This is a genomic window from Halomonas smyrnensis AAD6 (genome assembly GCF_000265245.1).
Taxonomy (GTDB): domain Bacteria; phylum Pseudomonadota; class Gammaproteobacteria; order Pseudomonadales; family Halomonadaceae; genus Halomonas; species Halomonas smyrnensis.
The window spans coordinates 24,329-38,630 of sequence record NZ_AJKS02000017.1 but is presented as its reverse complement, the minus strand read 5'-3'; the positions used below and the strand labels follow the sequence as shown (position 1 = coordinate 38,630).

Here is a 14,302-nt window from a genome sequence, read left to right as displayed (position 1 = left end):
CGGACGCCTCATCCTCTAGATTTAGACCAATCCAAAAACAGCACTCCAGGGTCACCATGACGTCGAAGCGCCGCTCATCCGCCACTCACCGTGAATCCAGCGTGACGCTGCAGGACATTGCCGCCCACGCCGGCGTGTCGCGCTCCACGGTGTCGCTGGTGCTGCGCGGCAGCTCGCTGGTGGCCGAGCCGACCCGGCTCAAGGTGCAGGCCTCGATCAAGGCGCTGGGATACGTCTACAACCGCGGCGCCGCGGCGCTGCGCGGCCGCCGCACCTCCACGCTGGGCGTCGTGGTCTATGACATCGCCAACCCCTTCTTTGGCGCCATGGTCGCCGGCATCGACAACGCGCTCAGCCGCGAGGGATACGTCTCCTTCCTGGCCAACAGCGAGGATTCACCGAGGCGTCAGGAACGCTTCCTTGAACGCATGCGGGAGCATGCCGTCGACGGCATCCTGCTGTGTCCGGCCGAGGGAACCGATCCCACGCTGATCGACACGCTGAACGCGTGGGGCATGCCCTGTATCCAGATACTGCGCCACATCGGCGAGACGCCATTCGACTATGCCGGCCCCGACTTCCACCTCGGCGTCTGCCAGGCCGTCGACCACCTGGTAGGCCTCGGCCACGAACGCATCGCCTTCCTCGGCGGCCATGCCGAGCATTCGGCGACACGAGAGCGCTGGGAAGGCTATTGCGACTCGCTGGCCCGCCATGGCCTGGACTACAAGAGATTGCTGCGGGCTACCGTGACCCGTCGCGACGGCTTCGCGCTGATCCAGCAGCTGATGAGCGAGCCGACACCGCCGACGGCGGTGGTCTGCCACAACGACATGGTCGCCTTCGGCGCCATGTTCGGGCTCAAGCGACTGGGCCTGACCCCGGGCACCGACTGCGCCGTGATCGGCATCGACGACGTCGAGGAAGCCGAGCTGGTCGACCCGGCGCTGACCAGTGTGGCGACGCATCCCTATGCCATCGGCGAGGAGGCCGCACGGCTCGCGCTTCGCCGCATCCACGATCCCAAGGGAGCCCCGGAACAGGTGGTCCTGTCGCCGCGGCTTCAGGTGCGAGGATCCTGTGGCGCCCGGCTACAGCCTCGCACCGCCTCGGCACAGGCCGCTTCAGGCCAGATGCCATAACCCACGCCACTCACTTCTGCCGCGCTCAGGCGGCGACAACAACAATGAGGTCTTCACATGCGTCAAAAATGGATCGATCCAAAAACGCTCGGCCACATGACTTGCCACCTGATGGCCGGTGCCGCGCTGGCGGCCACGATGGGGCTGGCGAGCACCGCCCAGGCCTATGATCTGCGCTTCGGCCATGGGGGCACCGAGGACACCGCCTACCAGCTGGGCGCCGAGAAGTTTCAGGAGCTGCTCACCGAGAAGACCGACGGCGATCTCGGCGTACAGATCATGGGGAACTCGGTCCTCGGTCACGAGACCGAGATGTTCGAGCAGCAGATGGCCGGCGCGCTGGACATGTCGATCATCAACCCCGGCCTGATCACCGACTTTTCCTCCACCGCCAACGTGTTCTCGATCCCCTTCCTGTATCGCGACGTGCAGCACTGGCAAACGGTGCTCGACGGCGAGGTGGGTCGCGAGATCGCCGACCGCATCACCGACGAGACCGGCGTGAAGGTGCTGGCCTTCTTCGGCGGCGGCAAGCGCCAGATCGTCAGCATCCGCCCCCTCGAGAGCCTCGATGACCTGGAAGGCATGAAGCTGCGCACCAATCCGACCAAGCCGCTGATCGCCGCCTGGTCGGCCCTGGGCGCAGAACCCACGGTAATGGCCTGGAAGGAAATCTACACCGGCCTCCAGCTGGGCGCGATCGACGGCCTGCTCAACGAGGCCGAATGGATCCACCGCATGCGCTTCCACGAGGTCGCACCGCATATCGGCCTTTCTCAGCACGACATCACCGTGCGCCTGCTCACCATGTCCGAGATGACCTGGGAACGCCTGGATGACGAGCAGCAGCAGGCCGTGATGGCCGCCGCCCAGGAGGCCGCCGGCTACGCCCGCCAGATCCAGCTGGACCAGGACGCCGAGGCGCTGGACCAGCTGGTCGAGGAAGGCGCTACCCTGCACGAGCTCGATCGCGAGCACATGCAAGCCATCGTCAAGGAGCCGCTGGCAGACGTGATCGACGACATGGGCCTGACGGACCTGTATCGGAAGATCATCGACGCCAGCTAAGCCGATCGGGGACCCGACGGGTCCCCGTCTCTCCGAGACCTCGAGGACAGCCTCATGACGACTCTCCTGCACGGCCTCTCTCGGATGAACCGTCTGCTGGAACGCCTGTTACACCTGGTGTTGCTGGCCCTGCTGTTCGGCTTCATCACACTGATCATCTATCAGATCGTCAGCCGCAACCTCCCCCTGCTGCCGCGCCTCTACTGGACAGAAGAATTCAGCCGCTTCGCCTTCCAGTGGATGGTCATGCTGGGAACCGCCATCGGCGTCCTGCACGCCGACCACTTCGTGCTCGAGGCCTTCCCCCGCGGCTCCAGACTCGACCGGGTGACGCGCTGGCTCCGCGATCTGGCCTGTCTTACCGTCGGCGTGATCTTCGTCGTTCACGGCAAGGACTTCGCCCTCTCCGGGCTGCGTCGCAGTGCCACCGCCTCGGGGCTGTCGATGATCTACGTCTATTCGGCGTTCACCGTCTGCGGCGTTCTGATCGTGCTGTTCAGCGCCCAACGCCTGCTGCACGCCATCCTGCATGGCATGCCCCGCATGGAGGCCGCGCTCAACACGCCCAACGAAGTGGAGGAAGCCCTGCAGGCCGGCGACCACCAAGACGTTTCCCTGGGCGAGCCGGCGCCCGCCCAACCGGCCGACAGGAGGACCACCTCATGATGCCCATGGAATGGATCGATCTCCTGCCCTGGCTGCTGTTTACGCTGCTCGGGGTCCTGATCGTGGCCGGGGTGCCCATCGCCATGGCCCTGGTGCTGACGGCGGTCGGCATGATCCTGCTCGACCCACGCCTCACCTACTGGGTGATGTTCCAGCGCATGTACAACGGCATGGATTCCTTCGTGCTGTTGGCCGTGCCACTGTTCCTGCTGGCGGGCAACCTGATGAATGCCGCCCGTATCACCGACCGACTGATCACTCTCTGCATGCGCCTCGTCGGCCATATGCAGGGTGCCCTGGCACACGTCAACGTGATGGTCAGCATGCTGTTCGCCGGCGTTTCCGGCTCTTCCACCGCCGACAGCGCCGGCGTCGGCACCGTGCTGATTCCAGCGATGAAGCGCGAGGGCTATCCGGTCAACTTCGCCGTGGCGGTGACCGCCGCCTCTTCGGTGATGGGCATCATCATCCCGCCGTCGATCAACATGATCGTCTGGGGCGCCCTGACCAACACCTCCATCGCCGGCCTGTTCCTCGGCGGCATCCTGCCCGGGGTGATCATCGGCGTGGCCCAGCTGGCCCTCAACATGGGCTACGTACGCCGCTACAAGGTGCCGGTCAGGAAACGCGCCTCGCTGTCGGAACTGATGAGCTCCGGCAAGGACGGCCTGCTGGCGGCCGGCATTCCGGTGGTGATCATCGGCGGCATCACCCTGGGCCTGGTGACGCCGACCGAAGCCGCCGTCATTGCCGTGCTCTACGCCCTGGCGCTGGGCTTCCTGGTGTACCGTGAGCTCGATCTGCGCCAGGTGATCAATGCCTCGACCGACACCGTACGGCTGTGCTCGCTATCGCTGTTCAGCCTGGTCGGCGCGGCCATCTTCGGCTATCTGATCAGCTTCTATCAGATCCCTCCCAAGCTGATGGCCGGGGTAGAGATCACCGATCCGGTGACCCTGCTGCTGATCATGACCGCCGTGATGCTGATCATCGGCACCTTCATGGACTCACTGCCGGCGATGGCCATCATGGCACCGATCTTCCAGCCCCTGGCCATGCAGGCCGGCGTACATCCGGTGCAGTTCGGCGTGATCGGTGTAATGGCCCTGGGGCTGGGACTGATCACACCGCCCTACGGCCTGTGCCTGATGATCTCGGCCAAGATCGGTGGCATCCCGCTGCTCAAGGCCCTGGCCACCACCCTGCTCTACCTGGCCATCATGCTCGGCGTGATCGTCCTGCTGATCTTCTACCCCGAGCTGATCCTGGCGATTCCCCGCCTGATCACGCCGGACTTCGTATGAGCACGTCGCGGCTCCCCGAGGAGCCGCCTCCCTATCCCTGATAGACTTCCAGTCTTCCACGCCCCTACGCCACCACGAGGACACCATGACCGCTCCGCTCTGCCTGCTCTTCGACTCCGATGGCACCCTGGTCGACAGCGAGATCCTGCTGGCCGAGGTGATGGCGGAGATCCTGTCCCGCCACGGCCTGCCCTTCACCGCCCGCCAGTACATGGACGACTTCCGCGGCGTGCGCTTCCTGTCCATCGTGCAGGCGATGGAGGCCCGCCACGGCGCCCTCGACGACGCTCGCCGACAGGCGATGGAGGACGAGATGCGCGCACGGATGGAGGCACGCATGCGCGCGGAGCTGACCGCGATCGACGGCATGCCCGCGGCGCTTGAGGCCCTCGCCGACCATCCCCGCGCGGTGGTCTCCAACGGCCCGGAGCGCAAGATCCGCTGCGCCATGGAAAGCACCGGGCTCGGCCACCATTTCGGCGACCGCCTGTTCAGCGCCTACACCCTGGGCGTGTGGAAGCCCGACCCGGCCCTCTATCTCAAGGCCGCCGAGGCCATGGGCCATGCGCCCGAACACTGCGTGGTGATCGACGATGCGGCGGTGGGCGTGGCGGCCGGCCTGGAGGCCGGCATGCGGGTGGTGCACCTGAACCGCTTTCCCGGGGAGGAAACGACGCCCGAAGGCGCCGTGTCCATCGGTCATGCCGGCGAGCTGCCGGCGGCGATCGCCCGACTGAGCCGCTGACCGACCGACGCATCGACCGCCGCCGCCGGGCCTCGTATCATCTGAGGCCCGCTTGCATTGCCGAGGAGGCCCCATGGCATCCCTTCAGGACCAGCTGCGTGGCCTGGTCTACTCCACCGAACACGGCGACACCTGCCCCGAGTGCCGCCAGCCCGTCGACGACTGCCGCTGCGACGAACTCGCCGAGGACGCGCGCCTCGCCGGCCTGGACGGCATCGTGCGCCTGCGGCGCGAGACCAAGGGCCGCAAGGGCAAGGGCGTGACCCTGATCGAGGGCGTGCCGCTCAAGGCCGACGAGCTCAAGACCCTGACCAAGGAGCTCAAGAAGCGCTGCGGCACCGGCGGCGCGTTGAAGGACGGCGTGATCGAGATCCAGGGCGACCAGCGCGACCTGCTCAAGGGCGAGCTGGAAAAGAGAGGCTTCAAGGTCAAGCTGGCCGGCGGCTAGCGTCGTCCAGCCGCTCGATCAGCGCGGCCAGCCCGGCCTCGGCGCCGGCCGCCACCTTGAGCGTGTAGAGGTCGTCGGCGCGGGTCCGCCCGAGGTTGAGGCAGGCCAGCGGCTTGCCGGCCCGGGCGGCCTCTCGGGCGAAGCGAAAGCCCGAATAGACCATCAGCGACGACCCCACCACCAGCAGCCCGTCGGCGTCGTCCAGCAGCGCGAAGGCCTCGTCGACCCGGGCGCGCGGCACGCTGTCGCCGAAGAACACCACGTCCGGCTTCCAGATGCCGTCACCGCAGCGCGTGCAGTCCGGCACCCGGAAATCCGTGAAGTCCGCCTCCAGATCGGCGTCGCCGTCCGGGCCGGCCCTGGCGCCGGTGTCGAGCCAGTCGGGATTGCGGCTGGCCAGCTCGGCGTGCAGGTCATGGCGCATGCGCGTCGCCCCGCAGCCCATGCAGCGCACCAGGTTGGCGCGACCGTGCAGCTCGATCACCCGCCGCGATCCGGCGCGGCGATGCAGGCCGTCGACGTTCTGGGTGATGATGCCGGCCACCCGCCCCTCGGCCTCGAGCCGGGCCAGGGCGCGATGGGCCTCGTTGGGGCGCGCCTCCTGCAGGGTGCGAAAGCCGATCAGCGCCCGCGCCCAGTAGCGCTGGCGCGCCGCCCGACTGCCCATGAACACGCCGTGCTGCATCGGCGGCGAGCGCTTCCAGTCGCCGCTGTCGTCGCGATAGTCGGGGATGCCGCTGGCGGTGCTGATCCCGGCCCCGGTCAGCACCGCCAGGCGCGGCGTGTTCGCCACGAAGGCCGCCAGGGCATCGAGATCGGCCCCCGACGGCGCCGGATGATCGCTCATGTCACTCCTCGCTTCTCGGCGTATCGCGCCGAGCATGGCCCCCGGGCGTCACGCTGTCTACAATGGCCAGGATCTCCCACGGGCAAGGAATCCCGATGGCCTGGCTGGAATACCTGATTCCCCTCATCTTCCTGTTTCCCCTGGCGGCGACCGCGGTGATCGTGGTCGGGCTGCGCAACCTGCATGACGCCCGGGTCAGCTCGCCGTTCGACGCCCATCCGCTGCGCGAACCGGGCCAGTCGCTGCGCGACCGCCTCGACCGCGCCTTCGCCGGGCTGTTCCTCAACGGCGCGCTGGGGCCGATCGTGATCATGGCGCCGCTGGTCTACGGCATGGGCCGCATGCTGCTGGCGAGCGAGCAGAACTGGGTCGAGTGGACCCTCTATGGCGCCCTCTCCACGCTGCTGGTGCTGGTGTTCTGCTTCCGGCTGATCCGCGACTTCCAGCGCATCCGCCGCCTCAAGCTGGGGCTGGCCTGCGAGCTGGCGGTGGGCCAGGAGCTCGAGCGGCTGATCCGCCCCGAGTCGCATCCCTACTTCGTGTTCCACGACGTGCCCGGCGAGGGCGATACCCTCGATCATGTGGCGGTCACGCCCCACGGCGTGTTTGCCATCGAGACCTGGGCGCGCAGCCCGGCGGTGAAGCCCTCCGGCGAGGAGGACAACCGCGTCACGGTCGAGCGCGCCCGCCTGCGCTTCCCGGGCTGGATCGAGCGGCGCCCGCTGCGCGACACCCGCCGCGCGGCGCGCTGGCTGTCCGACTGGCTGGAGGGCGAACTGGGCCATCCGGTGCCGGTGCAGGGCGTGCTGGCCCTGCCCGGCTGGCGGATCGAGCATCCCGAGGCCGCCGACGACCTGCTGGTGGTCAGCGGCGACGCCCTGGCCGACCGGCTGCCCGAACAGCGCCTGGACGCACTCGACGAGGCCGCCCACGAGGCGGTGATCGCCGCCATCCATCGCCGCGCCCCGCACTGATCACCGGCGAGGCTTCCGGGCTATCCGTCGACGTCGGCGATGCTGACCCGCGTCGCACAGCGCCCGCGGCCGAGCCGCACCAGGCTGTCGGCGGCCGGAAAGCGCTCGAGCGCCTCGGCGTCGATGCCGATCCTCACCTCGGTCAGCAGCCGGTTGCCGCGTCCGCGGCACTCCAGCCGCAGCGCCCGCCCCGTGCCCTCGCCGAAGGCCGCCTCGAAGGCGTCGATCAGGGCGTTGCGCCCCACCACGCCGCCGCGATGCAGCGCCACGAAGTCGCCGAAGGCGCTGTCGTTGACCGCCTCGAGCAGCTCGAGGGAAGTGGAAAACAGCGCCTCGGCGGGCAGCGCCAGACAGGCCGCGTGCTTGGCGTACTGGTAGCGATCCAGGCAGCTCGCGCGCCCCGGCATGGCGCGGTCCAGCCGGCTCGCCAGGGGCTCGGGCAGCGCCAGCGGCGCGTGGGCGCGGCAGAAGCCGCCGTCCGGCCGCGGCGTTTCCAGGAAGCAGCCCTGCCGCCACCAGTCGCGGCGCGTCACGCCGCGCTCGCGGAGATCATCGGGCAGCGAGGCCCACAGCCCGTGCAGCACGAAGCCGTCCTCGGCCCCGCGTCGCAGCCGGGCCTCCCGGCACTCCCGCGGCGGCCGCGAACGGCTGGCGCAGAAGCCGGGGTGCCAGGTCAGTGCCAGGGTGTAATGATCGACCCCTTCCCGCGCCAGTGGCGATGACGCCAAGGCCGGCAGGGCCGAGGCCACGGCCAGCCAGCCGCCCACCAGTCCCAGCAGCAGCGCCCTCTTCGGCCGCCAATACGATCTCGATCGCTTCACCGTCGCGCGCTCCTCATCGTCATGCCTCCCTCAGGGACGCCCGGGGGGCCAATAACGCTTGCCAGAACCATGAAGTCGGATAATAATTCGCCGCCTTCGCAGGAGATACCCTTTTCACCACCATGAAACTCATCACGTTCGATGTTTTTCGCACCCTGGGCATTCCCGGCGTGCGCTATATCAAGCCGGAACGCATGTACGACCACCTGGAGGAGATCCGCCAGGCGGACTGGCTGCTGTTTCCCGAGTACTGGCAGGTCAATGCCCTGGTCTACGGCCTCGGCGCGCGCATCTTCCCGAGTCTCGCCAGCTATCACCTGGGCCATGACAAGGTCCAGCAGACCCGGGCCTTCCTGGCGCTGTGCCCCGAGCACGTGCCGCCCACCGAGATCCGCGGCACCTCCCGCGCCGTCCTGGACCGGGTCGAGGCGCGCTTCGGCTACCCCTTCATCGCCAAGCGCATCAAGAGCGCCATGGGCGAGGGCGTGCGGCTGATCGCCTCCCGCCGGGATCTCGACGACCACGTCGCCGAGGAGCCGGTGCTGTATGCCCAGGCGCGGCTGCCGATCGACCGCGACCTGCGCATCGTGCTGGTCGGCGGCGAGGTGATCGCCGCCTACTGGCGGGTCACCCCGCTCGAGGGCTACCGCGCCAACGTCAGCCAGGGCGGGCGCATCGACCACGCGGCGATTCCCGAGGCGGCCATCGACCTGGCCCGCCGCCTGGCCCGCGAGCTCGACATCGACCACGCCGGCTTCGACATCGCCATGGTCGACGGCCATCCCTACGTCTTCGAGTTCAACCGCCTGTTCGGCAACCAGGGCATCGCCGACAGCAGCCGGCGCATCGGCGCCGCCATCCGCCGGGTCATCGGCCTCGACGACGACGATCGCGATCCGGACGGCGAGCCGCCGCTGCAGCTGACGGCCTAGGCAGCAGCCCCCGCCGCTCAGTCGCCCCTCAGCCGCCCGCCCATCTCCTGGGCCAGATCCACCGCGTAGTGGTCGGTCATGCCGCCGATGAAGTCGAGCATGCGCCGGTAGCTGTCGTAGAGCGACCAGGAAGGCCGCGGGGTGTTCTCGCCGATCAGCGCCAGCACCCGCTGGTGCTTGAAGGTCGAGGAACCGGTGTGATGCAGCTCGTGGGCGGCGCCGATAAAGGCCTCCAAAAGAATCCCCAGGGTCGTATACGCGCCGATCTCCAGCTTGGCCTTGCGCTCGTTGCGGAAGATGCGCTCCCGCGCCAGCTGCTTGGCCGTCTTCACGCCCCAGTCCAGGTCCGGGTGACACAGCTCGAGCAGATCGTGACGCAGCCGGCCGCCGAGCAGCTCGGCCTCGTGCTGGACGAACGCCCCGGCCACCTCGGTCACCGCGCGCTCCATGGCCGCCCCGCGCAGCGCGGCGATCCGCCGCCGCTGGGACACGCCCTCCTCGCGCATGGTCGCGAAGTCGCCGGGCTCGCCGCCGGCGATCTGGGTCAGGATGCCGGCCACCTCGTCGAAGCCGAGGATGCCCATCTCCAGGCCGTCCTCCAGGTCGAGCAGCGCGTAGCAGATGTCGTCGGCGGCCTCGACCAGCCAGGCCAGCGGATGCCGGCTCCAGCGGTTCTCGCCCTGGGGCAGGAGCCCCAGCCGATCGGCCACCTCGGTCAGCAGATGCGCCTCGCTCTGGTAGCAGCCGAACTTGCCGGCACTGCCGCCGTGCTCGACGGTCCAGGGGTACTTGAGCAGGGTGCCCAGCGTCGCCGCGGTCAGGCGCATGCCGCCGCGGAACTGGTTGTATTCGATCTGGGTGACGATGCGGAAGCCCTGGGCATTGCCCTCGTAGGTCAGCAGGTCGGCGCGCTCGGCGTCGGACAGCCCCTCCAGCAGGCCGCTGCCGTCGCTCTCGGCGCGCTTGAACCAGTCGCGGATGGCGTACTCGCCGGCGTGACCGAAGGGCGGGTTGCCGATGTCGTGGCCCAGGCAGGCGGCCTGGACGATCACCCCGAGATCGGCCGGCGTGATGTCCTCGGGCAGCCGGTGGCGCAGCCCCTCGCCGACGCTCATGCCCAGCGAGCGGCCGACGCAGCCGACCTCCAGCGAGTGGGTCAGGCGGGTGTGGATATGATCGTTGTCGGTCAGCGGGTGCACCTGGGTCTTGCGCCCCAGGCGGCGGAAGGAGCCGGCGAAGACGATGCGGTCGTGGTCCTTGTGGAAGGGGCTGCGGCCGATCTCGTCGCGGGACGTGCCGCGCCGGTCGTGGAGCCGGGCGGGGTCGAGCAGCCGCTCCCAGGTCATCTGTGTCATGGGCGTTCCTCCTTGAGGGTTCCATTCTGGCACCGCCGCGCGCCGCTTTGCCATCGCGGGGCGATGCGGGAGGCCTGGCACCGCGCCCTACCGCTTCCGTCGTATTTCGTTGGCTAACAAAACACCATAGAATCCCCCGTCTGAACCGCGTCAGACAGAAAAAAGACCACCCACGCCGCCTCTCATTCAGCAGTAAACGCCAGCATATGGCGTCGTGGACTCCCGCCGGGCGCGGTTGGCAATGCACAAGCAATAAGGCAGACGCTTCATGACCTCCACCTCCGACGCCACGACCTCCCGACGGGATCGCGGCTTCTTCGGCCATCCGCGCCCGCTGGGGCCGCTGTTCTTCACCGAGATGTGGGAGCGCTTCTCCTACTACGGCATCCGCCCGCTGCTGGTGCTGTTCATGGCCGCCAGCCTGCTCGACGGCGGTCTGGGCTTCGATGAGAAGACCGCCTCGGCCATCGTCGGCCTCTACGCCGGTGCCATCTATCTGGCCGCCCTGCCCGGCGGCTGGCTGGCCGACAACTGGCTCGGCCAGCGCCGGGCGGTGTGGTACGGCTCGGTGCTGATCGCCCTGGGCCACCTGGCCATCGCGCTGTCGGCGCTGCTCGGGGCGCCGGCCTTCTTCGTCGGCCTGATCCTGATCGTGCTCGGCTCGGGGCTGTTCAAGACCTGCATCTCGGTGATGGTCGGCGGCCTCTATGACGACGGCGACGTGCGCCGCGACGGCGGCTTCGCCATCTTCTACATGGGCATCAACCTGGGGGCGCTGCTGGCGCCGCTGATCAGCGGCGTGATGCTGGAACACGGGGGCTGGCACTGGGGCTTCGGCATCGGCGGGCTCGGCATGCTGGCGGCGCTGCTGATCTTCCGCCTGTGGGCGGTGCCGTCCATGCAGCGCGCCGACCGCGAGCGCGGCCGCGAGGCGAGCTGGGATGCCCCGGCCCAAAGCCGCCGCCACGTCGGAAGCTGGGTCGCCGGCTTCATGGCGCTGATCGCCGGGCTGGTGGCCCTGAGCGCCACCGGCGTCATCCACATCGACGCCCGCGCCCTGGCCGAGGCCATGACCTCGGTGCTGATCGTGGTGGCGATCGGCTTCTATGCCTACCTGATGCTGTTCAACGGCCTGAACGGCGACGAACGCGCCCGGGTCACGGTGTGCTTCGTGCTGATCGTGGCCGCGGCCTTCTTCTGGGCCGCCTTCGAGCAGCAGCCCACCTCCTACAACCTGTTCGCCCAGAACTACACCGACCGCGGGCTGTTCGGCTGGGAGATTCCCACCGTCTGGTTCCAGTCGCTGAACCCCATCTTCATCGTGCTGCTCGGCCCGCTGTTCGGCTGGCTGTGGCCGGCGCTGGGGCGCCGCCGCCTGGAGCCCGGCAGCCCGATGAAGTTCGTGCTCGGCCTGCTGCTGGCCGCCGCCGGCTTCGGCCTGATGGTGCTGGCCGCCCAGCGGGTGCTGAGCGGCCCCGGGCTGGTCTCGCCGCTGTGGATCATCGCCAGCATGCTGATGCTGACGCTGGGCGAGCTGTGCCTAAGCCCGGTGGGCCTCTCCACCATGTCCGGCCTGTCGCCGCGGCGCACCCAGGGCCAGCTGATGGGGCTGTGGTTCACCGGCTCGGCGCTCGGCAACCTGGTGGCCGGCCTGATCGGCGGCCACGTCAATCCCGAGGAGGTCCAGCAGCTGCCCGAGCTGTTCGGCCGCTCGGCCATCGCCCTGGTGATCTTCGCCGCGGTGCTGCTGTTGCTCGTGCCGGTGTTCAAGCGCATGCTCGGACACCACCGCCTCATCGACCCGACCGCCGTCCATCGCGCGGACGCCACCGACCCGCAAGGAGCCTGAGCATGACCTCTTCCAGTGCCGCCACCGCACGCCAACGTCTCGACGCCCTGCGCGAGGTCATGCGCGAGCACGCCATCGATGCCTGGTGGCTGCCCTCCTCCGACCCGCACAACTCCGAATACCTGCCCGAGCACTGGGCCGGCCGCGCCTGGCTGTCCGGCTTCGACGGCTCGGTGGGCACCCTGGTGGTGACCCAGCATGCCGCCGGCGTGTGGGTCGACAGCCGCTACTGGGTGCAGGCCGAGGAGCAGCTGGCCGGCAGCGGCATCGCGCTGATGAAGCTCATGCCCGGCCAGGCCGACGCGCCGATGCGCTGGCTGGCCGAGCGGCTCGACGAGGGCGCCACCCTCGGCTTCGACGCCGACGTGATGTCGCTGGCCAGCGTGCGCCGGCTCGAGGATCATCTGACCCCGGCGGGCGTTCGCCTGCGCGGCGACGTCGACCTGCTCGACGCCATCTGGCCCGAGCGTCCGGCGCTGCCCGAGGCACCGCTCTACGCCCATCCGGCGGCCTATCTCGACGAGACCCGCGGCCAGCGCCTGGCCCGGGTACGCGAGGCCATGGCCGAGCACGACGCCGACTGGCACCCCATCTCGACCCTGGACGACATCGCCTGGCTGACCCAGCTGCGCGGCGCCGACGTCGAGTTCAACCCGGTGTTCCTCGCCCACCTGCTGGTGGGCCGCGACAGCGCCACGCTGTTCGTCGCCCCGGGCAAGCTCGACGACGAGCTCACGGCGGCGCTGGCCGAGGACGGCATCGCGGTGGCCGACTACGCCGACTGGCCACGCCGGCTCGGCGAACTGCCGGCCGACGCCCGGGTGCTGATCGACCCGGCCAAGCTGACCCTGGGCACCCGCGAGGCGCTGCCGGAAGGCGTGGCGCTGGCCGAGGCCTACCAGCCCAGCACCCTGGCCAAGGGCCGCAAGAGCGACGCCGACCTGGCCCACGTGCGCGAGGCCATGGAGGAAGACGGCGCGGCCCTGTGCGAGTTCTTCGCCTGGCTCGAGGCCGCGCTCGAGCGCGGCGAGACGGTCACCGAGCTGACCGTGGACGAGAAGCTCACCGCCGCCCGCGCCCGCCGCCCCGGCTTCGTCAGCCGCAGCTTCGGCACCATCGCCGCCTACAACGCCAACGGTGCGCTGCCGCACTACCACGCCACGCCGGAGGCCCACGCCACCATCGAGGGCGACGGCCTGCTGCTGATCGACTCCGGCGGGCAGTACCACGGCGGCACCACCGACATCACCCGGGTAGTGCCGGTGGGCAACATCACCGACGCCCACCGCGAGGACTACACCCGGGTGCTCAAGGGCACCATCGCCCTGTCCCGGGCGCACTTCCCGCGCGGCATCCCCTCGCCGCACCTGGACGCCATCGCCCGCGCCCCGCTGTGGGCCAGCGGCCGCGACTACGGCCACGGCACCGGCCACGGCGTGGGCTACTTCCTCAATGTCCACGAGGGCCCGCAGGTGATCGCCTGGTACGCCCCGGCCGCACCGCACACCGCCATGCAGCCGGGGATGATCACCTCCATCGAGCCCGGCGTGTACCGCCCGGGCCAATGGGGCATCCGCATCGAGAACCTGGCCGCCAACCGCCCCGCCGAGGCGAGCGAGTTCGGCGATTTCCTGCGCTTCGAGACGCTGACCCTGTGCCCCATCGACGCTCGCCCCATCGACGTCGGCCTGCTCGACCCCGCCGAGGCCGATTGGCTCGACGCCTATCACGCCGAGGTCCGCAGCCGGCTCGCGCCGAAGCTCGAGGGCGAGGCCCTGGCCTGGCTCGAGCAACGCACCCAACCGCTCGAGCGCGGCTGAGCGGAAGCGGCTTTCCCGAAGCCGAAACGGGAGAAGGGCGCCCCGCGGGGCGCCCTTCTTCGTGATTCCTCACTCTTTACCTCTGACTCCTAGCACCTCGCACTTAGCACCTAATCCTCCGCCATCTCCGGCAGCAGGGTCTTGAGCTTGCCGGCCCTTGAGAGWGCGSGTRTTGYGCCCCCWGCCCAAGGGCTCGGCGRCTCAGTCCTCCGCCATCTCCGGCAGCAGSGTCTTGAGCTTGCCGGCSCTCGAGAGAGSGCGTATTGCGCCCCCAGCCCARSGGCTCGGCGRCTCAGTCCTCCRCCATCTCCGGCAGCAGCGTCTTGAGCTT

Annotated in this window: 13 protein-coding genes; 10 read left to right on the top strand and 3 right to left on the bottom strand. The window is 69.2% G+C overall.

The window, feature by feature from the left end; translation table 11 throughout:
- Window positions 1-56: 56 nt before the first annotated feature.
- The 6 genes from UYS_RS0214570 to UYS_RS0214545 all read left to right on the top strand — a co-directional run bounded on the left by UYS_RS0214570 (window position 57) and on the right by UYS_RS0214545 (window position 5,373).
- Entirely contained in the window at window positions 57-1,142 is a 1,086-nt protein-coding gene (locus UYS_RS0214570) for a LacI family DNA-binding transcriptional regulator (protein WP_051008841.1), read from the top strand.
- A gap of 96 nt (window positions 1,143-1,238) precedes the next feature.
- On the top strand, window positions 1,239-2,210 hold the full coding sequence (locus UYS_RS0214565) for a TRAP transporter substrate-binding protein (protein WP_237738476.1): 972 nt from the start codon (window positions 1,239-1,241) through the stop codon (window positions 2,208-2,210).
- 54 nt (window positions 2,211-2,264) lie between these two features.
- A complete protein-coding gene (locus tag UYS_RS17520) occupies window positions 2,265-2,876 on the top strand; it encodes a TRAP transporter small permease (RefSeq protein ID WP_051008840.1) in 612 nt (203 codons plus the stop codon).
- A complete protein-coding gene (locus UYS_RS0214555; protein ID WP_016856255.1) occupies window positions 2,873-4,180 on the top strand; it encodes a TRAP transporter large permease in 1,308 nt (435 codons plus the stop codon). Before UYS_RS17520 ends, UYS_RS0214555 begins: the two co-directional genes overlap by 4 nt.
- Before the next feature lie 85 nt (window positions 4,181-4,265).
- Complete coding sequence (locus UYS_RS0214550) at window positions 4,266-4,925, top strand: HAD family hydrolase (protein WP_016856254.1); 660 nt, start codon at window positions 4,266-4,268, stop codon at window positions 4,923-4,925.
- Between the two features lie 73 nt (window positions 4,926-4,998).
- A complete protein-coding gene (locus tag UYS_RS0214545; protein ID WP_016856253.1) occupies window positions 4,999-5,373 on the top strand; it encodes a translation initiation factor Sui1 in 375 nt (124 codons plus the stop codon).
- Here the strand turns inward: UYS_RS0214545 and UYS_RS17515 are convergent.
- On the bottom strand, window positions 5,354-6,220 hold the full coding sequence (locus tag UYS_RS17515; protein WP_016856252.1) for an NAD-dependent protein deacetylase: 867 nt from the start codon (window positions 6,218-6,220) through the stop codon (window positions 5,354-5,356). The genes UYS_RS0214545 and UYS_RS17515 overlap by 20 nt on opposite strands.
- Before the next feature lie 95 nt (window positions 6,221-6,315).
- Between UYS_RS17515 and UYS_RS0214535 the strand changes: the two genes are divergently transcribed.
- Window positions 6,316-7,194 carry a nuclease-related domain-containing protein gene (locus UYS_RS0214535; protein WP_016856251.1) on the top strand — a complete coding sequence of 293 codons (879 nt, stop codon included), beginning with the start codon at window positions 6,316-6,318 and terminating at the stop codon, window positions 7,192-7,194.
- 20 nt (window positions 7,195-7,214) lie between these two features.
- Here UYS_RS0214535 and UYS_RS17510 read toward each other — a convergent pair whose 3' ends face one another.
- The gene (locus UYS_RS17510; RefSeq protein WP_156821635.1) at window positions 7,215-8,015 is read right to left on the bottom strand and encodes a ribonuclease T2 family protein; all 801 of its coding nucleotides are present in this window, start codon (window positions 8,013-8,015) and stop codon (window positions 7,215-7,217) included.
- Between the two features lie 122 nt (window positions 8,016-8,137).
- Here UYS_RS17510 and UYS_RS0214525 point away from each other — a divergent pair, with 122 nt between their 5' ends.
- Entirely contained in the window at window positions 8,138-8,947 is an 810-nt protein-coding gene (locus tag UYS_RS0214525; RefSeq protein ID WP_016856249.1) for an ATP-grasp domain-containing protein, read from the top strand.
- Between the two features lie 17 nt (window positions 8,948-8,964).
- Here the strand turns inward: UYS_RS0214525 and UYS_RS0214520 are convergent, their stop codons facing one another.
- The gene (locus tag UYS_RS0214520; protein WP_016856248.1) at window positions 8,965-10,302 is read right to left on the bottom strand and encodes a deoxyguanosinetriphosphate triphosphohydrolase; all 1,338 of its coding nucleotides are present in this window, start codon (window positions 10,300-10,302) and stop codon (window positions 8,965-8,967) included.
- Between the two features lie 268 nt (window positions 10,303-10,570).
- On the opposite strand from UYS_RS0214520, the gene UYS_RS0214515 reads away from it, so the two are divergent.
- On the top strand, window positions 10,571-12,151 hold the full coding sequence (locus UYS_RS0214515; protein ID WP_016856247.1) for a peptide MFS transporter: 1,581 nt from the start codon (window positions 10,571-10,573) through the stop codon (window positions 12,149-12,151).
- A 2-nt stretch (window positions 12,152-12,153) separates the two neighbouring features.
- On the top strand, window positions 12,154-13,971 hold the full coding sequence (locus UYS_RS0214510; protein WP_016856246.1) for an aminopeptidase P family protein: 1,818 nt from the start codon (window positions 12,154-12,156) through the stop codon (window positions 13,969-13,971).
- Window positions 13,972-14,302: the final 331 nt, after the last annotated feature.

What these genes read in the sequence shown, in the direction of transcription:
- UYS_RS0214545 (WP_016856253.1), top strand. Translation starts at nt 4,999, where the DNA reads ATGGCATCCCTTCAGGACCAGCTGCGTGGCCTGGTCTACTCCACCGAA.
- UYS_RS17520 (WP_051008840.1), top strand. Translation starts at nt 2,265, where the DNA reads ATGACGACTCTCCTGCACGGCCTCTCTCGGATGAACCGTCTGCTGGAA.
- UYS_RS0214520 (WP_016856248.1), bottom strand. Translation starts at nt 10,302, where the DNA reads ATGACACAGATGACCTGGGAGCGGCTGCTCGACCCCGCCCGGCTCCAC.
- UYS_RS0214525 (WP_016856249.1), top strand. Translation starts at nt 8,138, where the DNA reads ATGAAACTCATCACGTTCGATGTTTTTCGCACCCTGGGCATTCCCGGC.
- UYS_RS0214555 (WP_016856255.1), top strand. Translation starts at nt 2,873, where the DNA reads ATGATGCCCATGGAATGGATCGATCTCCTGCCCTGGCTGCTGTTTACG.
- UYS_RS0214570 (WP_051008841.1), top strand. Translation starts at nt 57, where the DNA reads ATGACGTCGAAGCGCCGCTCATCCGCCACTCACCGTGAATCCAGCGTG.
- UYS_RS0214550 (WP_016856254.1), top strand. Translation starts at nt 4,266, where the DNA reads ATGACCGCTCCGCTCTGCCTGCTCTTCGACTCCGATGGCACCCTGGTC.
- UYS_RS0214515 (WP_016856247.1), top strand. Translation starts at nt 10,571, where the DNA reads ATGACCTCCACCTCCGACGCCACGACCTCCCGACGGGATCGCGGCTTC.
- UYS_RS17515 (WP_016856252.1), bottom strand. Translation starts at nt 6,220, where the DNA reads ATGAGCGATCATCCGGCGCCGTCGGGGGCCGATCTCGATGCCCTGGCG.
- UYS_RS0214565 (WP_237738476.1), top strand. Translation starts at nt 1,239, where the DNA reads ATGACTTGCCACCTGATGGCCGGTGCCGCGCTGGCGGCCACGATGGGG.
- UYS_RS0214535 (WP_016856251.1), top strand. Translation starts at nt 6,316, where the DNA reads ATGGCCTGGCTGGAATACCTGATTCCCCTCATCTTCCTGTTTCCCCTG.
- UYS_RS0214510 (WP_016856246.1), top strand. Translation starts at nt 12,154, where the DNA reads ATGACCTCTTCCAGTGCCGCCACCGCACGCCAACGTCTCGACGCCCTG.